17 protein-coding genes and 1 tRNA gene are annotated in these 20,898 nt (G+C 62.2%); 12 read left to right on the forward strand and 6 right to left on the reverse strand.

All coding sequences use genetic code 11. The features are described 5' to 3' along the window. Nucleotides 1-174 precede the first annotated feature (174 nt). The 5 genes from betI to betB are packed head-to-tail and all read left to right on the forward strand — an operon-like array spanning nucleotide 175 to nucleotide 6,458. Entirely contained in the window at nucleotides 175-765 is a 591-nt protein-coding gene (gene betI, locus A9K65_RS27060; protein ID WP_013532678.1) for a transcriptional regulator BetI, read from the forward strand. Further along, nucleotides 762-2,291, forward strand: a complete 1,530-nt coding sequence (gene betC, locus A9K65_RS27065; RefSeq protein WP_063167696.1) for a choline-sulfatase — start codon at nucleotides 762-764, stop codon at nucleotides 2,289-2,291. Before betI ends, betC begins: the two co-directional genes overlap by 4 nt. After that, nucleotides 2,288-3,292, forward strand: coding sequence for a threonine/serine dehydratase (locus A9K65_RS27070; RefSeq protein ID WP_063167695.1), 1,005 nt, complete (start codon nucleotides 2,288-2,290; stop codon nucleotides 3,290-3,292). The genes betC and A9K65_RS27070 overlap by 4 nt, the downstream gene beginning before the upstream one ends. Beyond that, nucleotides 3,285-4,937 carry a choline dehydrogenase gene (betA, locus tag A9K65_RS27075; RefSeq protein ID WP_013532681.1) on the forward strand — a complete coding sequence of 551 codons (1,653 nt, stop codon included), beginning with the start codon at nucleotides 3,285-3,287 and terminating at the stop codon, nucleotides 4,935-4,937. Before A9K65_RS27070 ends, betA begins: the two co-directional genes overlap by 8 nt. Before the next feature lie 57 nt (nucleotides 4,938-4,994). Next, on the forward strand, nucleotides 4,995-6,458 hold the full coding sequence (gene betB / locus A9K65_RS27080; RefSeq protein ID WP_013532682.1) for a betaine-aldehyde dehydrogenase: 1,464 nt from the start codon (nucleotides 4,995-4,997) through the stop codon (nucleotides 6,456-6,458). Nucleotides 6,459-6,467: 9 nt separating this feature from the next. On the opposite strand, the gene A9K65_RS27085 is transcribed toward betB, so the two are convergent. After that, nucleotides 6,468-8,708, reverse strand: a complete 2,241-nt coding sequence (locus A9K65_RS27085; RefSeq protein WP_064993406.1) for a mannose-1-phosphate guanylyltransferase/mannose-6-phosphate isomerase — start codon at nucleotides 8,706-8,708, stop codon at nucleotides 6,468-6,470. An 11-nt stretch (nucleotides 8,709-8,719) separates the two neighbouring features. Next, nucleotides 8,720-10,240 (reverse strand): phosphomannomutase/phosphoglucomutase, encoded by a 1,521-nt coding sequence (locus A9K65_RS27090; protein ID WP_063171720.1) that lies wholly within the window; start codon nucleotides 10,238-10,240, stop codon nucleotides 8,720-8,722. A 201-nt stretch (nucleotides 10,241-10,441) separates the two neighbouring features. Here A9K65_RS27090 and A9K65_RS27095 point away from each other — a divergent pair. The 5 genes from A9K65_RS27095 (at nucleotide 10,442) to A9K65_RS27115 (ending at nucleotide 12,780) form a co-directional block, all read left to right on the forward strand. After that, nucleotides 10,442-10,518, forward strand: a tRNA-Pro gene (locus A9K65_RS27095). 539 nt (nucleotides 10,519-11,057) lie between these two features. Beyond that, nucleotides 11,058-11,348 carry a hypothetical protein gene (locus tag A9K65_RS27100; RefSeq protein ID WP_084016155.1) on the forward strand — a complete coding sequence of 97 codons (291 nt, stop codon included), beginning with the start codon at nucleotides 11,058-11,060 and terminating at the stop codon, nucleotides 11,346-11,348. A gap of 180 nt (nucleotides 11,349-11,528) precedes the next feature. Next, a complete protein-coding gene (locus tag A9K65_RS27105; RefSeq protein ID WP_084016153.1) occupies nucleotides 11,529-11,771 on the forward strand; it encodes a hypothetical protein in 243 nt (80 codons plus the stop codon). Nucleotides 11,772-11,777: 6 nt separating this feature from the next. Next, nucleotides 11,778-12,218: a hypothetical protein gene (locus tag A9K65_RS36135; protein ID WP_064995177.1), complete on the forward strand. Its 441-nt coding sequence runs from the start codon at nucleotides 11,778-11,780 to the stop codon at nucleotides 12,216-12,218. 217 nt (nucleotides 12,219-12,435) lie between these two features. After that, complete coding sequence (locus tag A9K65_RS27115) at nucleotides 12,436-12,780, forward strand: hypothetical protein (RefSeq protein WP_064995176.1); 345 nt, start codon at nucleotides 12,436-12,438, stop codon at nucleotides 12,778-12,780. Between the two features lie 33 nt (nucleotides 12,781-12,813). Here the strand turns inward: A9K65_RS27115 and A9K65_RS27120 are convergent, their stop codons facing one another. The 4 genes from A9K65_RS27120 to A9K65_RS27135 all read right to left on the reverse strand — a co-directional run bounded on the left by A9K65_RS27120 (nucleotide 12,814) and on the right by A9K65_RS27135 (nucleotide 18,278). Next, nucleotides 12,814-14,433, reverse strand: a complete 1,620-nt coding sequence (locus A9K65_RS27120; RefSeq protein WP_064995175.1) for an ABC transporter ATP-binding protein — start codon at nucleotides 14,431-14,433, stop codon at nucleotides 12,814-12,816. Between the two features lie 47 nt (nucleotides 14,434-14,480). Continuing rightward, nucleotides 14,481-15,605, reverse strand: coding sequence for an ABC transporter permease subunit (locus A9K65_RS27125; protein ID WP_013532690.1), 1,125 nt, complete (start codon nucleotides 15,603-15,605; stop codon nucleotides 14,481-14,483). Further along, entirely contained in the window at nucleotides 15,598-16,521 is a 924-nt protein-coding gene (locus tag A9K65_RS27130; RefSeq protein WP_064995198.1) for an ABC transporter permease subunit, read from the reverse strand. Before A9K65_RS27130 ends, A9K65_RS27125 begins: the two co-directional genes overlap by 8 nt. Nucleotides 16,522-16,685: 164 nt before the next feature. Then, nucleotides 16,686-18,278 (reverse strand): peptide ABC transporter substrate-binding protein, encoded by a 1,593-nt coding sequence (locus A9K65_RS27135; RefSeq protein ID WP_013532692.1) that lies wholly within the window; start codon nucleotides 18,276-18,278, stop codon nucleotides 16,686-16,688. Between the two features lie 412 nt (nucleotides 18,279-18,690). On the opposite strand from A9K65_RS27135, the gene A9K65_RS27140 reads away from it, so the two are divergent. Next, complete coding sequence (locus A9K65_RS27140; RefSeq protein WP_174564973.1) at nucleotides 18,691-19,104, forward strand: TadE/TadG family type IV pilus assembly protein; 414 nt, start codon at nucleotides 18,691-18,693, stop codon at nucleotides 19,102-19,104. Next, complete coding sequence (locus tag A9K65_RS27145; protein WP_064995174.1) at nucleotides 19,105-20,889, forward strand: TadG family pilus assembly protein; 1,785 nt, start codon at nucleotides 19,105-19,107, stop codon at nucleotides 20,887-20,889. Nucleotides 20,890-20,898 lie beyond the last annotated feature (9 nt).

Consider the following 20,898-nt stretch of genomic DNA (forward strand, 5'->3'; position numbering starts at 1 on the left):
CATGTCGGCTCACGGCGCATTTCGCATCTATTGTTCAAAGATAAACAATCGTGCCGGTTTCGTGAAGGGCTGGAGGCGTACAATCGCTTGGTACAGCCGAGATCGCGGCCGATTTTTTTGTTGATTGACGCGTCAATAAAAAATAATCCTGTTCTCTCAAAGGATCATGGCGAGATGCCGAAAATCGGAATGGAACCGCTGCGCCGCAAGGCGCTGATCGACGCGACGATCTCGGCGATCGGCGAGCGCGGTTCGCTCGACGTGACCATGTCCGAGATCGCCGGACGCGCCGGCGTGTCGTCCGCCCTTGCCCATCATTATTTTGGTGCCAAGGACGAGCTGCTCTTGGCGACGATGCGGCACATACTGGCGGAGCTTACAGCCGATACGTTGCGCGCCCTTGGCTCGGCCAATAGCGCGCGCGAAAGGGTCTCGGCGGTGGTCGCTGTCAATTTCTCCGACATCCAGTTCCAGCCGGAAACCATCGCCGCCTGGCTCGCCTTCTATGTCGAGGCGCAGAAATCATCGGCCTTGCGCCGGCTGCTCAAGGTCTACGCGCGGCGGCTGCACTCGAACCTGATGAGCGGGCTGACCGGGATCTTGCCCAGAGCCGAAGCCGACCGCGCCGCCGAAGCGACCGCGGCGATGATCGACGGGCTCTACATCAGGCGGGCGCTGAAAGACGGCGTGCCCGATGCCGCGACCGCGATCGCGCTGGTCGAGGACTATCTCGAAACCAAACTTGGCGAGCGGCGCAAACAGTGACAATGAAGCGAACCAATTTCCTGATCGTCATGGTCGACCAGCTCAACGGAACCCTGTTTCCGGACGGACCGGCGGAGTTTCTGCATACACCGCATCTGAAAGCGTTGGCCGCGCGTTCGGCGCGCTTTGCCAACAACTACACGGCCTCGCCGCTCTGCGCGCCGGGCCGTGCCTCGTTCATGAGCGGGCAATTGCCGTCGCGCACCGGCGTCTATGACAATGCCGCCGAATTCGCCTCATCGATCCCGACCTTTGCCCATCATTTGCGCGCCGCCGGCTACTACACCTGCCTGTCGGGCAAGATGCATTTCGTTGGGCCGGACCAGTTGCATGGTTTCGAGGAGCGGCTGACGACCGACATTTATCCAGCCGATTTCGGCTGGACGCCGGATTACCGCAAGCCCGGCGAGCGTATCGACTGGTGGTATCACAATCTGGGCTCGGTGACCGGTGCAGGCGTCGCCGAGATCACCAACCAGATGGAGTATGACGACGAGGTCGTGTTCCTGGCCACGCAGAAGCTCTATCAGCTTTCGCGCGAACAGGACGATGCGAACCATCGGCCTTGGTGCCTCACTGTCTCGCTGTCGCATCCGCACGATCCCTATGTCGCGCGCAAGCAGTATTGGGATCTCTATGAGCATTGCCGGGCGCTGGACCCGGAAACCGGGTTCATCGCGTATGACCAGCAGGATACGCATTCCCGGCGGCTGTACCACGCCAGCGACTATCCCTCTTTCGAGATCACACCGGAGCAGGTGCGTCGTTCGCGGCAGGGCTATTTCGCCAACATCTCCTATGTCGACGACAAGCTGGGCGAGATCCTGGACGTTCTCGAGCGTACACGCATGGCGGACGACACAATCATCCTGTTCTGCTCGGATCACGGCGACATGCTCGGCGAGCGCGGCCTGTGGTTCAAGATGAGCTTCTTCGAGGGTTCGGCGCGGGTGCCGCTGATGATTGCCGGCAAGGGCGTTCGCGCCGGGCTGATCGAGACGCCGGTCTCCAATCTCGACGTGGCGCCGACGCTTTGCGATCTCGCCGGCATCGACATCGCTGCGATCGCGCCGTGGACCGACGGCCAGTCGCTGCTGCCGCTCACCGAGGGCATCGAGCGCACCGCGCCGGTGTTGATGGAGTATGCCGCCGAAGGGTCCAATGCGCCTTTGGTGGCGATCCGCGACGGCAGATACAAATTCGTCCATTGCGAGCTCGATCCGCCGCAACTGTTCGATCTCGAAGCCGATCCGCTCGAACGGGACAATCTGGCCGACGACGCGGCCAATGCGGGCCTGGTGGCGGCATTCATGGACAAGGTCCAGACACGCTGGGACATGGCCGGCTTCGACGCCGCTGTCCGCGAAAGCCAGGCGCGCCGCTGGGTCGTCTATCCGGCGCTGCGCAACGGCGCCTATTACCCCTGGGATTTCCAACCCCTGCAAAAGGCGTCCGAGCGTTACATGCGCAATCACATGAACCTCGACAATCTCGAAGAGAGCAAACGGTATCCGCGAGGCGAATGATGTCAGACCTTCTCGTCCCCTCCCTTGACCATCTCAAGCAGGCCTATGCCGTCACCTCCAGGGCGACGCAGATCACGCCGCTGCTGGAATCGACGGCACTAGCCCGCGAGACCGGCGCCGCCCGCGTCTTCATCAAGCCGGAATCGCTGCAATGGGCCGGCTCATTCAAGGTGCGCGGCGCCTATTGGCGCCTGAAGCAGCTTTCAGTTGACGAAGCGAAGAAGGGCGTCGTCGCCTACTCCTCCGGCAATTTCGCGCAAGGGCTGGCGGCTGCCGGCCAGGCGCTTGGCGTTCCCGTCACCATCGTCATGCCGATCGACGCACCGGCCGCCAAGCGTGATGCCACGGCGGGCTATGGCGCCCGCGTCGTGCTGACCGACCATGGCGAGCGCGCGCGGGAGGAAGTCGCCGCCGCCAAGGCGCGCGAGATCGCCGAGACAGAGGGCCTGGCGCTGCTGCATCCATTCGACGATCCGGAGATCGTCGCCGGCCAGGCGGGCGCCGGCCTCGAAGCGCTTGACCAACTCGAAGCCAAAGGTGCCAGCGCCGACCTCTTGTTCTGCTCGGTCGGTGGCGGTGGGTTGATCGGCGGCGTTTCGCTCGCCTTCCATTATCTGTCGCCCGCCACAGAGATCATCGGCGTCGAGCCGGAAGGTTTCAATGGCATGGGCTCGTCGCTGGCGCATGGCAGCATCGAGACGATGCCGATCGGGCCGAAATCGATCTGCGACGGTTTGATGTCGCGACGGCCGGGCGATGCTCCGTTTGCCGCGGTCAAGACGGCGGGTGTTCACGGCATCACCGTCGACGACCAATCGGTGCGGCGCGCGATGCGGATCGCCTTCGAGCGCATGAAGCTGGTGCTCGAACCGTCGGGGGCGGCGTCGATCGCGGCATTGCTCGGCGGCAAGGTGGATGTGAAGGACAAGACCGTCCTTGTTGTGGCTACCGGCGGCAATGTCTCGCTCGCCGATTTCATGGCGCATATGAACCATGCTTGAAGCGGATTTCGTCATCATCGGCTCCGGCTCGGCCGGCTCGGCCATGGCCTATCGCCTGTCGGAAGACGGCAAGCATTCGGTCATCGTCATCGAATTCGGCGGCAGCGATATCGGGCCGCTGATCCAGATGCCGTCGGCGCTGTCGATCCCGCTCAACATGAGCCTCTACGACTGGGGCTTTGCCAGCGAGCCGGAGCCGCATCTCGGCGGCCGTGTGCTGGCGACACCGCGCGGCAAGGTTATCGGCGGCTCGTCCTCGATCAACGGCATGGTCTATGTGCGCGGCCACGCCCGCGACTTCGACCATTGGGCCGAAGAGGGTGCGGCCGGCTGGGGCTTCGCCGACGTGCTCCCCTATTTCAAGCGCATGGAGGATTCGGATGGCGGCGAGGATGGCTGGCGCGGGCACGGCGGGCCGCTGCATGTGCAGCGCGGCTCGCGTAAAAATCCGCTCTATGGCGCCTTCGTCGAGGCTGGCCGCCAGGCCGGGTTCGAACTGACGGAGGACTATAACGGTTCCAAGCAGGAAGGTTTTGGGCCGATGGAGCAGACCATCAGCGGCGGCCGCCGATGGTCGGCGGCATCAGCCTATCTGAAGCCGGCGCTGAAGCGCAAAAACGTCAGTCTGGTCAAGGGCTTTGCGCGGCGGGTGATCATCGAGAATCAGCGCGCCATCGGCGTCGAGATCGAAGCTCACAAACAGATTCAGGTCGTTAAGGCGCGACGTGAGGTAATCGTCGCCGCATCGTCGATCAATTCGCCCAAGATCCTGATGCTGTCCGGCATCGGTCCGGCCGAGCATCTGCGCGAAAACGGCATTCCGGTGGTGGCCGACAGGCCCGGCGTCGGCCGCAACCTGCAGGACCATATGGAGCTCTACATCCAGCAGGAATCATTGCTGCCGATCACGCTCAATTCGGTGCTGAATCCGTTCTCGAAAGCGCTCATCGGGGCGCAGTGGCTGTTCCTCAAGAACGGGCTAGGCGCCACCAACCATTTCGAAGCGGCGGCCTTCGTGCGATCGCGTGCCGGCGTCGACTACCCCGACATCCAGTACCATTTCATCCCCGCGGCAGTCCGCTATGACGGCAAGGCGGCGGCCAAGTCGCACGGCTTCCAGGCGCATGTCGGACCGATGCGCTCGAAGTCGCGGGGGTCGGTGACGCTGCGCTCGCCGGACCCGAAATCGAAACCGATGATCCACTTCAACTACATGTCGCATCCAGACGACTGGGCGGAGTTCCGCCACTGCATCCGGCTGACCCGCGAGATCTTCGGCCAGTCGGCGTTCGATCCCTATCGAGGCAAGGAGATATCGCCGGGCAGCCACGTGCAGTCGGACGACGATCTCGACATCTTCATCCGGGATCACGCGGAGAGCGCCTACCATCCTTGCGGCACCTGCAAGATGGGCCGCGCCGACGACGTGATGAGCGTCGTCGATCCGGAGTGCCGGGTCATCGGCGTCGAAGGATTGCGGGTCGCCGATTCCTCGATCTTCCCGCGCGTCACCAACGGCAATCTCAATGCGCCGTCGATCATGACCGGCGAGAAGGCATCCGATCACATCCTTGGCCGCACGCCGCTGGCGCCGTCCAACCAGGAACCATGGATCAATCCGCGCTGGCAGGCGTCGGACAGATAGAGCATGATCGTGTGACTGCACGATCCGCATGCCGCGAAAGACAATCTGGAGACTTCCATGCGCGCTCAGCCCACGGCATCGCACTATGTCAACGGACGCTACATCGAGGACGAAGGCGGCGCCCCGCTGCCGGTCATCTATCCGGCAACCGGCGAGACCATCGCCATGCTGCGTTCGGCAACGCCGAACGTGCTGGAACTCGCCGTCGAGGCCGCGCGGGCGGCGCAGCCCGCCTGGGCGCGGCTGAAGCCGGTCGAGCGCGGGCGCATCCTGCGCCGCGCCGCCGACATATTACGCGCCCGCAACGCCGACCTCGCTCGCATCGAGACGCTGGACACCGGCAAGGCGATCCAGGAAACGTTGGTGGCGGATGCGCCCTCGGCTGCGGACTGCCTTGAATATTTCGGCGGTGCCGTTGCCGCCTACAACGGCGAGTCGGTCGATCTCGGCGGACCCTTCGCCTACACAAGGCGCGAAGCGCTCGGCGTCTGTGTCGGCATCGGCGCATGGAACTACCCGATCCAGATCGCCGGCTGGAAATCGGCACCGGCGCTCGCCATGGGCAATGCCATGGTGTTCAAGCCGTCGGAAAACACGCCGCTGTCGGCGCTGGCACTGGCCGAGATCTACAGCGAAGCGGGGCTACCCGACGGCTTGTTCAACGTTGTGCAGGGCTATGGCGATGTCGGCGCCGGGCTTGTCGGCCACGATGTCGTCGCCAAGGTCTCGGTGACCGGTTCGGTGCCGACCGGCCGCAAGGTGCTGTCGCTTGCCGGCTCGAAGATGAAGCACGCGACGATGGAACTCGGGGGCAAGTCGCCGCTGATCGTGTTCGACGATGCCGACATCGAGAACGCCATTGGCGGCGCCATGCTCGGCAATTTCTATTCGACCGGACAGATCTGCTCCAACGGCACGCGCGTCTTCGTGCAGAGCGGCATCCACGACCGCTTTGTCGACCGTCTGATAGAGCGGACCAAGAAAATCCGCATCGGCGACCCGCTCGATCCCGAAACCCAGATGGGACCGCTGGTCTCCAAGGCGCAGCACGACAAGGTGGCCGGCTATATCGAGATCGGCAAGCAGGATGGAGCGACGCTTGCTTGCGGCGGCAATGTGCCTTCGCTGCAGGGCTTTCAGGGCGGCTTCTTCGTCGAGCCGACGGTGTTCACCGGCGTGACCGATGGCATGCGCATCGCCCGTGAAGAAATTTTCGGACCAGTGATGAGCGTGTTGAAATTCGACGGCGAGGACGAGGTGATCGACCGCGCCAACGACACCGAATTCGGCCTCGCTGCCGGCGTCTTCACGCGCGACCTGCCGCGCGCCCACCGCGTCATCGCCGAACTGCAGGCCGGCACCTGCTGGATCAACGCATATAATCTGACGCCGGTGGAAATCCCGTTCGGCGGCTTCAAACAGTCAGGCATCGGACGTGAGAATTCACTGGCCGCACTGGCGCTCTATTCGCAGCTGAAGTCGATCTATGTCGAGACGGGTGACGTGGCGAGCCCGTACTGATCCAGCCCTCTACGCCTTCAGGTCGGCCGTGCTGTCCAGATATTGCGTCAGCGCACAGACCAGATGATAGAAGATGCTGGCTGGCACATCGGTCGCCAGCGAGCGGCCGCGTTCGTCGATGCGGTCGATCCACAGTCCGAGCGGCGCCGGGTCGATGTGCCAGCGGAACAACCGGCCGACGCGCGCTTCGATCTCGGGCTTGAGATCGGGCCCGCCCGAACCATCCAGCGCGATCGCCGCCTTCACCGCTTCGGCCTGCGGCCAGCTGCGCGATATCAGGTCGAGCGGCAGGCCCTGTCGCGAGACGGCGCCATAGGCAAGGCCGGTGGCGCGGTTGAGGCCATTGGCGATGGCCGAGGCGTAGAGTTTCCTGGCAAAGCCGCTCAACTCGGCCTGGCCGCTGCGCCCAGCGAAATCGACCAGCAAAGAGGCCCATTCGAAATGGTGGCCAGGCTCGGTCCACGAGCCTTTCTCGCCGGCGGATGGTTTCCATTCGGCATCGAAATACTCGCCAAGCGTCCAGCTTTCCGGATCGAAGAAATGACTGCGGAAGAGGTCGATGATGCGCGCTGCGCGGCGCAGATGGGCGCGCTCGCCGGTCGCCTGGTGCCAGGCGAGGAAGGCCTCGAGCAGGTGCATATGCGGGTTGGAGCGGCGCTCGCCTTTGCCATCCGATGTCTCAAGGAAGCCGGTCATGCGGCTGTCTTCGAGATGCGCATCGAGAAAGGCGAAGGTTTCCTCGCCGAGGCGCAAAGCGTCGGGATTGCCAGACATATGCGCATGCGCCAGTGCCAGGAGCACGCAGGAATGATCGTAGGCATCCTCGGTGGCGTCGGCGACCGAACCGTCGACATTCAGCGTCCGAACCCAGCCGCCCTTGTCGGTGCGGCCCTTGCCGGCCATGAAGGCGATGCCATGGCTGATCAGCCGGTCGGCCGGACCGTCCCAGCCGCGCGCCCGGGCAACGGCGAAGGCATAGACCTGCCTTGCCATGGTGCGCATGCGCTTGGGCTTCATCAACGGCGAAGCGTCCAGGCCAAGCGCTTCGTGAAAGCCGCCATGGCGTTCGTCGACGCCCGATGTCGACCACAGCGGCAAGGTCTCCTGAAACAGCCAGTGATGCACGCGCCGCCGCCAGGCGCCGCTTTCGATGACGCGGTCATGCGCCGGCGTGAACCTGGTTTCCAGGCGACCCGATTTTTCGAGCTGCTCGACGATCTTCTTGACGTGTTGGCTGTGGCTGACCGGAGCGACGAAGGTGGCATCCGATGTCGAAACGATGGCGATGTCCTTCATGCCGATCGCCGACAGCAGGCGGCCGTCACTGCGAATGTAGGAATTCTCGCAATCGATGGCGACGACATCGCCGATGATGACATTGCCCCGGTCGTCGGCGGGGCCGACATCGAGCAGCGACTGCCATGAGCCGAGATCGTTCCAGCGGAAGCCGGCCGGCACCATCGCGATGTCTTTTGCCCGCTCCATGATGGCGTAGTCGATCGAGTTCGACGGAATGGCGGCGTAGAGTTCTAGCGGCATGTAAAGGCCGGACAAATCCGATGTCGCTGCCTTGTAGGCTGCTTCGGTGGCCTGCCAGATATCCGGCTGGAACGCTATGAAGGCATCACGCATGGCGCTGGCGCGAAAAAGGAAGATACCGGTGTTCCAGTAGAAATTTCCGGCCTTGAGATAGCTTTGCGCAGTCGCAAGATCCGGCTTTTCGACGAAGCGCGACACGTCGAAGATGCCGCCGCTTTCGGCCGCAACCTCGATATAGCCGTAGCCGGTCTCGGGCTGTATCGGCCTGATGCCGAACACCACCAGCCGGCCGCTACGCGCTGCTTCGGTGCCGGCTTCGACGCTCTGCCAGAACTGGCGCGGGGTCGATATCTCATGGTCCGACGGCACCACCAGCACCAGGCTGTCGCTGAACTCGGACAGTGTGCGCAGCGTCGCCAGTGCGACGGCGGCGGCTGTGTTGCGCCCGGTCGGCTCGAACAGCGGCCCGCCGCCGGCGAGGTCGAGGCCGGCAAGATCGGCGTGAACGCGGTCGGCATGGCGCTCCGCGGCAATCAGGAAGATCGGCGTTTCGCCTTCCGGCCGGGCCGTCAGCCGGCGCAAGGTCTTGGCCAGCATCGAGCCGTCGCCGGACAAATCGTGGAACTGCTTGGGATTGTCCTCGCGCGACAGCGGCCACAACCGCGAGCCGACGCCGCCGCTCATGACAAAACTGACAATCCGCTCGGTCATTCAACCACCATTCAAAAGGTCTGGTTGTAGGCGCCCACCTCGGGGCTGCGGCGCAGCACGGTGTCGACAGCCTCGAACATCTCCCGTCGACGCTGCGACGACACCGGGCTTTCGACGACCACGACCAGTTCCGGCTTGTTCGACGAGGCGCGCACCAGTCCCCAGGTGCCGTCTTCGGCGACAACGCGCGCACCGTTGACGGTGATGAGGTCGGCGATCTTCTGGCCCGCAAAAACCGTTCCATCCCGCTTCATAGCCTGAAAGTCGGCAACCACCCGCTCGACAACGCCATACTTCACATCGTCCGCGCAGTGCGACGACATGGTCGGCGTGCCGAAGGTCAGCGGCAGCGCGCGGTAGAGATCGGCCATCGAACTGCCGGGGCTGCGGTCCAGCATCTGGCAGATGGCGATGGCGGTGACCAGCCCATCGTCATAACCCCGCCCGACTGGCGGGTTGAAGAAGAAATGGCCCGACTTTTCGAAACCGGCGACGGCGCCAAGCTCGGCGACGCGGCGCTTGATGTAGGAGTGGCCGGTCTTCCAGTAGTCAGTGACGGCGCTGTTGGCGCGCAGCACGCTGTCTGTGTTGAACAGGCCGGTCGACTTGACGTCGACGACGAAGGTCGAGCCCGGATGCTGGCTGGAGATATCGCGCGCCAGCATCACACCGACCTTGTCGGCAAAAATCTCATTGCCCTCATTGTCGACGACGCCGCAGCGGTCGCCGTCACCGTCGAAGCCAAGGCCGACATCGGCTCCAGTCTCAAGCACCTTGTCCCTGATGGCATGCAGCATCTGCATATCCTCGGGATTGGGATTGTAGCGCGGAAAGGTGTGGTCGAGTTCGACATCGAGCGGGATGACCTCGCAGCCGATGCGCTGCAGCGCCTGCGGCGCGAAGGCGCCGGCGGTGCCGTTGCCGCAGGCGGCGACCACTTTCAGCTTTCGGGTGATGCGCTTGTCCTCGGTCAGATCGTCGAGATAAGTAGCGCGAAAATCGCGAACGAAATCGTAGGAGCCGCCGCCGACGAGATCGAAATCGCCGGCCAGTACAATCTGCTTCAGCGCGCTCATCTCTTCCGGCCCGAAAGTCAGCGGCCGCGCCGCACCCATCTTGACGCCGGTCCAGCCATTCTCGTTATGCGAGGCGGTGACCATAGCGACCGAAGGCACGTCCAGTGCGAACTGGGCGAAATAGGCCATCGGCGACAACGCCAGTCCGATGTCCCTCACCCGAGCGCCTGCAGCCATCAAACCGGACACCAGCGCCAGCTTGATGCCAAGCGAGTAGGAGCGGAAATCGTGCCCGGTGACGATATCGGGACCGGCACCGACACGGCGGATCAGCGTGCCAAGCCCCATTCCGAGCGCCTGGACGCCAATCAGATTGAGCTCCGGCAGTTGCGCGGAGCCGGGATGGCCAAACCACCAGCGCGCATCATATTCTCGAAAGCCGGATGGCTTGATCAGCGCTTCGGTTTCGAACTCGAAACTGTTGGGCCGGGCGTCGCCAACGATGCTGAAGGACAAGACTGGAAAACTCCGAGTGGCGGAAATTACGAGTTGTCGAGGACTGCGGCTTAGCACAGAAGGCTTTAAGCCACGTTTATCCCAGGAGGGAATCCGAGCCTTTCGGGCTATGCTCGACGAAAGCCGATGAAATGCGACAGAAGTGCTGCCATGCCGCTTGCAGGAACGAAGTGTGGCGGCTATAAGCCCGCGGTCTGGTCACGGAGTGTAGCGCAGCCTGGTAGCGCACCTCGTTCGGGACGAGGGGGTCGCAGGTTCAAATCCTGCCACTCCGACCAGAAAAAACAAAGAGTTAGCGCATCCCGACTTCGGCGCTCCACCTGCCCCTCAAGCGAGATTACTCGCGTCTCCCCGCCGGCCGACAGCGATGCCTGTTGCACTGGACAGCAACCAGACGGTCTCAACCGGCCGCCTGATGCCTTCATGCGTGCGCTCGCGGACAGATTCCGGAAAACATCTCAACTGGTACGCGCGTCCGGCTAGCGGAGGCCAAAAAAGCTCAAGATCGCTATCACGATGACCACAGCTCCAACGAGCCAAATGATATTGTTCATGATCTCTCTCCTGTTGCCTGGGGGAAGCCCGCGCCTCTGGCGGAGAACGCGGGCCGACCAGTCTTTGCCGACTGATCCGCAGCAGACACCAAATCGTGATCCCGGCTGCGAGAAATAAAACCATCAGGCACGTCTAATGTTCCGTCGTTGACGAGATCCGGCGGTGACAGTGAACGTTCGGGCCGATGCCGGACCACCGGAACCAAAGCGATCAGGGGCAGTTAATCCAATGAAGGGCTAATTAAGAAAACGGAGAAATTGCAATGAAAACAAGGATCATGTGCGCGTTGGCGCTTTCCATTGGACTGCCCGTCGTGGCTTCGGCAGCCGAAGCCGATGTGGTTGTTAGAACCCATCATCGACATCACGGCAGCGTCAAGATCATCAACGAAGACGGTCAGCGCTTGCACCACCGCCGCCATGGTACTGTGGCGTTCTACGACCATGGGCGCCGGCATCATCACCGCGATACCGTTGTCGTGACAGGTTCCGTCTCCACCCATCGCCACCACCATCGGCACCATCCCGTGGTGATCGAGAACGACGGGTACTGACCACAGATCTCCGGCCCGATTCTTGAAGGAATCGGGCCACGAGAGGCCCTTTGATCATGCTTTTGGCAGCACCGTCGGCAAGACAATTGCCCCTAGCCAGACTTAGGTCTGACCCCTGCCCGACCGAAGTCCAGGTTGGAAACGCATGCGCTTGCCCCAAATTCGGGGTGGCGGGCAAAAATGATCGATGAAACCAAGAGCAGCAGCATGTCGAACCGTGAGACCAAACGATCCGATGCCCTGAGCACGCGAGTAACAGAGATCAAGGCCAGGATGCAGCAAGCCCAGATTACCGAAGACGAGATGAAGACCTTCCAGAAGGTCGCGGCCATCATGGAGGGCGGCGAGGGCCGAATCGAGGTTGAAGACCTGATTGCCGCGTCATTCCTCACCGACACGCTGCTGAACAGCCCGAAGCGTTAAGCGACCATGCCGACGATTAGCAGACTTTTTGATTCCCACGCCGATGCGACGCGGGTCGCTAGCGACCTGGTGGCGGCCGGAATTCCTCGCGTACAGATCGCGATCATCGGGCCTTACAATGACGGGGCAGGATCTGTTTGGGTTTCCGCTTTGGGATCGGTACTGGGCGCTGCTGCCGGCGGGTTGGCATGTCTGAGCGCCGTTGCGGCAGTTGGCATCAATCCTGTTGCTGCGAGCGTATTGCCAACAGCGGTGGCTGGCGCGGTCTGTGGCGGCGTTGCCGGCGGTCTGTTTGGAACATTCGCCCTGCGCGCCATGAAGGCGGATGATGAGGACGTGGCCGAGGGGGTCGTCCTGGTGACGGCGCATGTCGATGAAAATGACGCCGAGATCGCTCAGACAGTGCTCGGCGGTCCCCCGTCGACGTTGGTGGCCGAAGCAGCTTAGGAAAGCCGCCTCGACGTCGCCGGAACCGGCACTCTCCGTTTGCCAGCGATTGAACTCCACACCCGGCAAATAGCAATTCAGACTGGGGATGTTCCTGCTGTCGACCGCATGGCCCTGTGGCAGGTTCCTTCGCGGCCGCATATTTTGACGAAAAGGCCCGTCGGCTCTAGGGTCGATTAACCTGATGGAATGAGTGAAACGGCGGGCCGAGTGCGACATGAATTTGAATTCAACCACAGCCCCGCCCTTGATTCTTGTGATGACGCTGGTCCTCGTCGCTGGCTGTTCATCGCTCGGCAGAACCGTCGATCCAGCGAAATACGATTCAATGACGTGCACCGACCTCAACAGCGCGATGGGAGACGTCGCCCGTGACATCTCGCAAACGGCAATCACGCGCGGCAAGGTCACCAACACCAATGTTCCACGCTGGCTGCTCGGCGGCTCACGCGTGAAGACCGCGGTAGCCAACCGTGAAACAGCCAGGATCGACCGGCTTAAGCAGCAACAGGATGCCATTGCCGCCGTGCGAGCGCGCAAGTGCCAGAGGTCCGCGAATTGAGCGGACAGCCAACGCCTCGGTGCAGAGCCCGGTTCAGGCGCTCAGGCGAAATCGCGTCACGTCGATCGCGGCGGCCATCAGCGTCTGTGTGTAGGCGTGCTGCGGATTGCTGAAGATCGCCTCGGTCGGCCCTTCCTCGACGATCTTGCCCTGTTTCATGACGATGATGTAGTCGGCCATGGCGCGCACGACCGACAGATCGTGGCTGATGAAGAGATAGGACAATTCGTGGTCCGCCTGCAGCTTGCGCAGCAGTTCGACGATCTGTTTCTGCACAGAGCGATCGAGCGCCGAAGTCGGCTCATCCAATACCACCAGCCTGGGCTTCAGGATCATGGCGCGGGCAATGGCGATGCGCTGCCGCTGACCGCCGGAGAATTCGTGCGGGTAGCGGTTGCGGGCGTTGGGGTCGAGGCCGACCTCGCGCAATGCCTCGACCGCGCGTTGATCACGCTGCTTGCCCGAAAGGTCAGGCTCATGCACCAGAAGTCCTTCGGTGATGACCTGGCCGACAGTCATGCGCGGCGACAACGAGCCGAACGGGTCCTGGAAGACGAGCTGCATCTGGCGCCGCAGCGGCCGCATCGCCTGCCTGTCGGCTTGGGAAATGTCGCGATCGCCGAAACGGATGAGCCCGTCACTCGGCAACAGCCGCAGCAAGGCGCGGCCAAGCGTCGACTTGCCCGAGCCGGATTCACCAACGATGCCGATGGTCTGGTTGCGCTGCAGCCGGATCGAGATGTGATCGACTGCACGCAGCATCAGCGGTTCGCCAGCAAGAAACCCGCCGCCGATCCTGAACGTCACTTCGACATTCCTGCCTTCGAGCAGCACTGGGGCGTTGGCGGGCGGCGACGCCTTGCTGCCGGTCGGCTCGGCCGCCAGCAGCATTTTCGTGTAGGCATGCTGTGGGTTGACGAAGATGGCCTCCGCCTCCCCCTCCTCGACAACCTCGCCCTGGCGCATGACATAGAGCCGATCGGCAAAGCGGCGGACGATGCCAAGATCGTGGGTAATGAAGACGATCGCCATGCCGAGCTTGCGCTGCAATTCGGCCAGAAGCATCAGGATCTGCGCCTGTATGGTCACGTCGAGCGCTGTCGTCGGCTCGTCGGCGATCAATATGTCAGGGTCGTTGGCGAGCGCCATCGCGATCATCACACGCTGGCGCTGGCCACCCGACATTTCGTGCGGATAGGATTTCATCCGCCGCTCGGGATCGGGAATATGCACCAGCCGCAGCAGTTTGAGCGCTTCTTCACGCGCCTCCGCGACATTCAGGCCCCGATGCCGGCGGATCGGTTCGATCAACTGGTTGCCGATCGAATAGAGCGGATCGAGCGAAGTCATCGGCTCCTGGAAGATCATGCTGATCTTGCGGCCACGGACCTTGTTGAGCTCGGATTTGCTGAGCGTTAGAAGATTGCGGCCACGATAGTCGACGCTGCCTGTCGCTTCGCCATTCGACGCCAGCAGGCTCATCGCCGCCATCATCGTCTGGCTTTTGCCGGAGCCGGATTCGCCGACCACGGCAACGGTCTCGCCCGATTTGACATGGATGTTTATGCCCTTGACCGCCTCGACGGCGCCGTCGAGCGTGCGGAAGCGGACACGCAAATCCTTGACGCTGAGGATCGTTTCGGAAGCAGCCATCTCAGCGGTCCCCCTCTTTATCGATCGGCATCTTAGCGATCCCCATCTTAGCGATCCCTCGGGTCGAGTGCGTCGCGCAGGCCGTCGCCGACGAAGTTCAGCGCAAACAGCGTCGAGACGAGGAAGAAGGCGGGGAACAGGAGCAGCCAGTTGGCGGTGCCGATGTTCTTGGCGCCGACCGAGATCAGAACGCCCCAGCTGGTCATCGGCTCCTGCACGCCGAGGCCGAGAAACGATAGGAAGCTTTCCAGGATGATCACCTGCGGCACCAGCAGCGTCATGTAGATGACCACCGGGCCGAGCAGGTTGGGGATGACGTGGCGCAGCAGGATGCCGCGCTGGCCGACGCCCATGGCTTCCGCCGCCTGGACATATTCCTGGCGGCGGATCGACAGTGCCTGGCCACGCACGATGCGCGCCATGTCGAGCCACAGCACGGCGCCGACGGCCAGGAACATCAGCACGAAGTTGCGGCCGAAGAACACCACCAGCATGATGACGAAGAAGATGAAGGGCAAGGAATAGAGCACGTCGACGATGCGCATCATCACCTCGTCGACCTTGCCTCCGGCAAAACCGGCAGCGGCCCCGTAGACCACGCCGATGACCACCGCCACGACGCCCGCGAGCAGGCCGATGGCCAGCGATATACGCCCGGCCATCAGCGTGCGCGACAACAGGTCCCGTCCGGTGTTGTCGGTGCCGAACAGGAAATATTGCTGCTTGATCGAGGCGCTCATCGTCACTTCGAGACCGTCCGGCGACTTGCTCTCGATCTTGGTGTCGTCAAAGGCATCGGATCGGTCCAGATAGCGGATGTTGCGATCGTCGATCGGCCTGGTCGACTTGACGGTGACGAAGACCTGGTTGCCTTCCTGCCGCCATTCCTTGATGTCGACCCGCATGCGCTTGATCGCTTCGGTGAGCGCCGTCTCGATCATGTCGGCCTTCGGATAGGCTGACAGGCTTGGCGGCATGCGCACATAGTCGGCATAAATGGTGGTGTATTGATGCGGCACGAACCACGGCCCGAACACGCTGACGACCCCGATCAGGGCAAGGTAATACAGGCTGAACATGGCGGCGCGATTGGCCTTGAGCCGCGCCCAGGCATCCCCCCAGAGCGAACGGCCGATGACGGTGGGGGCGACTGTGGCCGCGATGTCAGTCATAGCGCACTCTCGGATCGACGACCGCGTACATGACGTCGACGATCAGGTTGAAGACAATGGTAAAGATGGCGATCACCACCACCGTTCCCATCACCAGCGTGTAGTCACGATTGAGCGCGGCATCGACGAAATAGCGGCCGACGCCTGGGATGGAGAAGATCGTCTCGACGATGACCGAGCCGGTCAGCAGTGCCGCCGCCGCCGGACCGGTGAAGGAGACGATCGGCAGGATGGCGCCGCGCAACGCGTGCTTGACCACCACCGACCAGTCGGACAGGCCCAGCGCGCGCGCCGTGCGGATGTGGTGGGACCGCAAGGATTCGATCATCGAGCCACGCATCAGCCGGGCGACGATGGCGATCTGCGGCAGGGCGAGCGTCAGCACCGGACCGACCTTGTTGATGAAAGCGCCATCGCCCCACCCACCGATCGGCAGCAGCCTCCAGGTCAGCCCGAACAGGAGTTGGATCACCGGCGCGATGACGAAGGTTGGGATGGTGCTGCCGGCCGTCGCCAGCGCGATCACCGTATAGTCGCCAAGCTTGTTCTGATTGAGCGCCGCAATGGTGCCGAGCACGGAACCGAGCAGCAGCGCCAGGACGAGCGCCGAGGCGCCGAGCTGAACCGAAATCGGCAGCCCCTTGGCGAACAGTTCGGTGACGGTGAAATCCGGCATGTTGTAGCTCGGGCCGAAATTGCCGCGCAACAGATTGCCGAGATAGTGGACGAATTGCAGCCAGAGCGGGTCGTTGAGGCCGAACTGGGCTTCGAGATTGGCCCTGATCTCGGGACTGAGCCCCCGCTCCTGGTTGAATGGACCGCCCGGCGCGACGCGAATCAGGAAAAACGCCATTGTCACGATGACGAACAGCGTTGGAATGGCGGTCAGAAGCCGCCGTAATACGTATCGCAGCATCGGTGCCCCGCTTGATCCAGAGCCGCGCGCGTCCAGTTGGACGGCCGCGCTCCAGCTTTCAAATCTTCGCACCGACATTTGCCGAAATCGAATTCCGGTACCCGGGCCGATGCGATGGCAAACCATCGCCACCGCGCCTGGAGGGCGCGGTGGCTTGGCCAGGGTTAGTCCTTGCTGACGAAGCGCGACGGATGCACGTCCATCACGTTGTCGACGAAGCCATGCAGCTTCGAGGAGACGATATCGTGGTAGCTGTAATAGAGGAGCGGTATCTGGCCGACGTCGTCGACCAGGATGCGTTCGGCGTCGGCCAGTTCCTTCATGCGCTGTTCGGGGTTGCCGCCGGCGGCGGCCGCCTTGTCCATGGCCGCTTCATAGGCCGGGCTGTTGTAGTCCGAATAATTGTTGCCGCTGGCTTTGCGCGAGATGCCGAGGAAGGTTTCCGGATCCTTGTAGTCGGCGATCCAGGCGGCACGTGCCAGATCATAGTTGCCCTTCTGCTCGAGGAAGGAGTAGTGGGTCTTGGTGTCGGTGTTGAGCAGCGTGACGTCGACGCCAAGCGGCTTCAGCTGTTCCTGGATCGCCACCGCAGTGTTCTTGTGGTTTTCCGACGTGTTATAGCGGATTTCCATCTTCAGCGGCTTTTCGGGCGTATAGCCGAGTTTCTCGAGGATCTTCTTGGCCGCATCCTCGCGGTCGATCTGCGGCATGTCCGCATATTTGGCCATTGCCGGCGTGTAGCCTTCGATGCCGGGAGGCACCATTGAATAGCCGGGCAGCATCGAGTTCTGCCAGACTTTTTCGGCGAGGAAGTCGCGGTCGATCGCCATCGAGATGGCATTGCGCAGCTCTACATTATCCCACGGCGCCTTGTCGGTCTTGATCGCATAATAATAGGTGCCGAGATACGGTCCAACGTGGATCTGGTCGCCAAACTTGGTCTTGAGATCGGCGAGCTGTTCAGTCGGAAGGTCGTCGTAGCTGTCCAGTTCGCCTGCCTCGAAGCGCTTCATCGCCGAAGAGCGGTCCTCGGTCGGGATGTAGTTGACGACGTCGAACTTGACGGTCGCCGCATCCCAGAATTTCGGGTTCTTGACCAGCTTCATATGATCGTTGGGAACCCATTCGGCCAGCGTATAGGCGCCGTTCGAAACGAGATTGCCGGGCTTGATCCAATCGGCGCCGAGCTTTTCGATGGAGGCCTTGCTCACCGGATAGGTCGCCTGGTGGGTCAGCATCTCCAGGAAGTAGGGCGTCGGCGCCTTCAGCGTGACCTCCAGCGTATTTGCGTCAATCGCCTTGACGCCCATGTCCTCAGGCTTGCCCTTCTTGGTGTTGACGTCCTCCGCACCCTTTACCGGATACAGCATCGAGGCGTATTCGGCGCCGGTCGCCGGATCCTCCAGCCGGTGGAAGGCATAGACGAAATCGTCCGCCGTAACCGGGCTGCCATCCGACCACATGCCGTCCTTGCGCAGCTTGAACGTATAGACGGTTCCGTCGTCCGAAACCGTCCAGCTCTCGGCGGCACCAGGAATGAGATTGGCCTTCTGGTCCTGCATGACCAAGCCCTGGAACAGGTCGCGCAGGACATTGGCTTCGTAAACCGTCGAGGTCTTGTGCGGATCGACCGACTCCGATTCAGCGGCGGTGCCCCTGTTATAGACGGTCTCGGCAAAGGCCTGCGTGTAGAACGTCCCGGCGGCCAGCGTCATCGTCGTGGCGAACACAGTCGCCTTCAGCATGTTTTTCAGCATGAAGTTCTCCCTGTCGGCGCCGCCGTTGGCGCGCCTATTAAGTGTTGACGCCCTGGAGCCGATATCTGACCCCTTTGAGCGCGCCGCTGGTTCCCGTCCTGCGGCTCGTGCCCAGACACTAACGCGGAGAATTTTTATTTCAACAGACTCTCTGGGTCACCCAAAGTAAGGCGGACGAAAGCTATGGTGTGGCCGCTGAAACACCAGCCGAAACCAAAAGCTTGACTTGGTTTCTTCACCTCGACGCTATTTTTCACCGCGAATCGGGAGCCATGCCAGTTTGCCGGAATGTCTTAATGCGTTCTTAAGCAACCTGAGGTTACATTACGAGTACCTTCTATACAGTTCGAGCTTCAGACGCGCGGCGGCTATGAGTAACGGAGCAAGTAAATTGCCCAAAATCCGTCAACTAATGCGGAAATTTCAAGAAGAGCGCGGTACCTCTGCGGTTGAGTTTGCCTTACTTTCACCGATTTTCATTCTTCTTCTACTCGGAATGGTTGCATACGGTATATACTTCGGCGCCGCCAACTCGATCCAGCAGATCGCAGCGGATGCCGCCCGCACGGCAATTGCCGGGTTGAACCAAACCGAACGTCAAACGCTCGTAGCCAGCTTCGTCACCAACAATGCCGGCGGATATCCCTTCGTGGATGTCAGCAAGTTGACCTACCAGGCCAACGACAGCTCGGCCGATGGAAGCCAGTTCGTGGTGTCCATACAATACGACGCCCGCAACCTGCCGATCTGGAACCTTTTCCCGGGCATAGCCATGCCCGGGACCACGATCAGGCGCCAGTCAACGATCAGGGTCGGGGGCATTTGAATGCTGCTGCATGCGTGCAATGGGATCGGTCGGCTTGCCCGGTTGATGCTGAGTGACAGGAAAGCGAACTTCACCGTCATGGCGGCATTGAGCGCGCCGGTGGCGCTGGCGCTGGCCGCAGTGGCCATCGACGAAGCCTCGATCTACACCGAGCGCCGCGAAGCGCAGGCAATGGTGGATCTGGCGGCGATCACCGCCGCCTCGAACATGACCAATGTCAATACAGCGGTCGTTACCACGCTGACCGACAACGGCATGCCAGGGGTTGTCGTTCAAAGCTCGGGACAGACGATCGAGCCGGCGGTCGGCAAAACCGTCGTGACGGTCACGCCCGGGCGATATGTGGCATCCGGGGCCAATGTGGGCCAGCGTTTCCAGGCCAGCATAACCCCCTACAATGCCGTCCGCGTCACCCTGAAGAAGATCCCCGCCCGCTATTTCGCGAGTTCGCTGATCCCCACTCCCGTCATCGGCACCCAAGCCACCGCCAGCATGACGCCACAGGCGACGTTCTCGGTCGGATCGAGGCTCGCCAGCCTCGATGGCGGTATCCTCAACGCGCTTCTCGGCGGACTGCTCGGCAGCAACATCTCGCTCAGCGTCATGGACTACAACGCGCTGATCTCCGCGGATGTGAGCGTGCTCTCCTTCGTGGACGGTCTTGCCACACAGCTGAACCTGACCGGCGTCTCGTATTCGGATGTGCTGGCATCGAAGGCGACCGTCGGCCAGATCGCCACGGCCATGGCCAATGTGCCCGGGCTTGGCAACACGGCCAAGGTCGCCCTGCAGACGATCGCGTCCAAGTCGACCAGCACGGTCCAGATCCCGCTCAGTCATCTGGTCGATCTCGGCTCCGTCGGCAAATTGGGCCTCGGGCAAAGGCCCGCCGGCCTCGGCGTCGACGCCAGCGCCTTGGGAATGCTGACGGCCGCCGCCGGACTGGCAAACGGTTCAAAACAGGTCGACGTCGCCCTCGGCGCCACCATTCCCGGGGTGCTGTCGACCACGCTCGCCATCGCCATCGGCGAACCGCCGCAATCCTCGCCATGGCTGGCGGTTGGAGAAGCCGGCACCGTGGTGCGCACCGCGCAAACGCGCATCAAGCTGCTGTTCACCCTTGGGGTCGGCAGTAATCCGAACCTGAGCGGCGGCATCAGCCTGCTGTCGGTCAGGTTGCCACTGAATGTCGAAGTGGCCTATGCCGAGGCCAAGCTGACCGACATCAGCTGCCCGACCGGCCCCGACAGCCTGAAGGTTACCATTGCCGCGAAGCCTGGCGTCGCCGCGCTGAAACTTGCGGCCAGCGATACCGATAGCAACCCCACTGCCTTTGCCGATTTCAGCAACGAACAGTCGTTCTCCGACGCCAACATCGCGGATGCCAGCCTCAATCTGCTGCTGCTAAAAATCCCGCTGCTACAGGTGAAGGGTTCGGCTGGGGCCGACGTCACCAACGTCAACCCGACCAACCTGGTCTTCAATAAAACCGAGATCGCTGCCAAGATCACAAAGGCGACGCCAACACGGGACCTGACCCAGACGCTGACCGCGTCACTTGTCAACGATCTGTCGCTCTACGTCGGTTCGCTTGGCATCATCGGGCTTGACCTAACCGCCATACTCGGCGTCGTGAAGCAGCCGGTGCTGGCTTTGTTGAAAACCGTGACCGCACCAGTCGACACATTGCTTTACAGCCTGCTCGATACGCTCGGCGTGCATCTCGGCGTGGCCGATGTCCGGGTCACCGGCGCGACATGCGGACGTGCCGTGCTGGTGCAGTAACGTCGGGAT

The sequence above is a fragment of the Mesorhizobium sp. WSM1497 genome, from assembly GCF_001672455.2.
Taxonomy (GTDB): Bacteria; Pseudomonadota; Alphaproteobacteria; order Rhizobiales; family Rhizobiaceae; genus Mesorhizobium; species Mesorhizobium ciceri.

What these genes read in the sequence shown, in the direction of transcription:
- betI (WP_013532678.1), top strand. Translation starts at nt 175, where the DNA reads ATGCCGAAAATCGGAATGGAACCGCTGCGCCGCAAGGCGCTGATCGAC.
- A9K65_RS27070 (WP_063167695.1), top strand. Translation starts at nt 2,288, where the DNA reads ATGATGTCAGACCTTCTCGTCCCCTCCCTTGACCATCTCAAGCAGGCC.
- betA (WP_013532681.1), top strand. Translation starts at nt 3,285, where the DNA reads ATGCTTGAAGCGGATTTCGTCATCATCGGCTCCGGCTCGGCCGGCTCG.
- betB (WP_013532682.1), top strand. Translation starts at nt 4,995, where the DNA reads ATGCGCGCTCAGCCCACGGCATCGCACTATGTCAACGGACGCTACATC.
- A9K65_RS27085 (WP_064993406.1), bottom strand. Translation starts at nt 8,708, where the DNA reads ATGACCGAGCGGATTGTCAGTTTTGTCATGAGCGGCGGCGTCGGCTCG.
- A9K65_RS27100 (WP_084016155.1), top strand. Translation starts at nt 11,058, where the DNA reads ATGAAAACAAGGATCATGTGCGCGTTGGCGCTTTCCATTGGACTGCCC.
- A9K65_RS27105 (WP_084016153.1), top strand. Translation starts at nt 11,529, where the DNA reads ATGATCGATGAAACCAAGAGCAGCAGCATGTCGAACCGTGAGACCAAA.
- A9K65_RS36135 (WP_064995177.1), top strand. Translation starts at nt 11,778, where the DNA reads ATGCCGACGATTAGCAGACTTTTTGATTCCCACGCCGATGCGACGCGG.
- A9K65_RS27115 (WP_064995176.1), top strand. Translation starts at nt 12,436, where the DNA reads ATGAATTTGAATTCAACCACAGCCCCGCCCTTGATTCTTGTGATGACG.
- A9K65_RS27120 (WP_064995175.1), bottom strand. Translation starts at nt 14,433, where the DNA reads ATGGCTGCTTCCGAAACGATCCTCAGCGTCAAGGATTTGCGTGTCCGC.
- A9K65_RS27125 (WP_013532690.1), bottom strand. Translation starts at nt 15,605, where the DNA reads ATGACTGACATCGCGGCCACAGTCGCCCCCACCGTCATCGGCCGTTCG.
- A9K65_RS27130 (WP_064995198.1), bottom strand. Translation starts at nt 16,521, where the DNA reads ATGCTGCGATACGTATTACGGCGGCTTCTGACCGCCATTCCAACGCTG.
- A9K65_RS27135 (WP_013532692.1), bottom strand. Translation starts at nt 18,278, where the DNA reads ATGCTGAAAAACATGCTGAAGGCGACTGTGTTCGCCACGACGATGACG.
- A9K65_RS27140 (WP_174564973.1), top strand. Translation starts at nt 18,691, where the DNA reads ATGCGGAAATTTCAAGAAGAGCGCGGTACCTCTGCGGTTGAGTTTGCC.
- A9K65_RS27145 (WP_064995174.1), top strand. Translation starts at nt 19,105, where the DNA reads ATGCTGCTGCATGCGTGCAATGGGATCGGTCGGCTTGCCCGGTTGATG.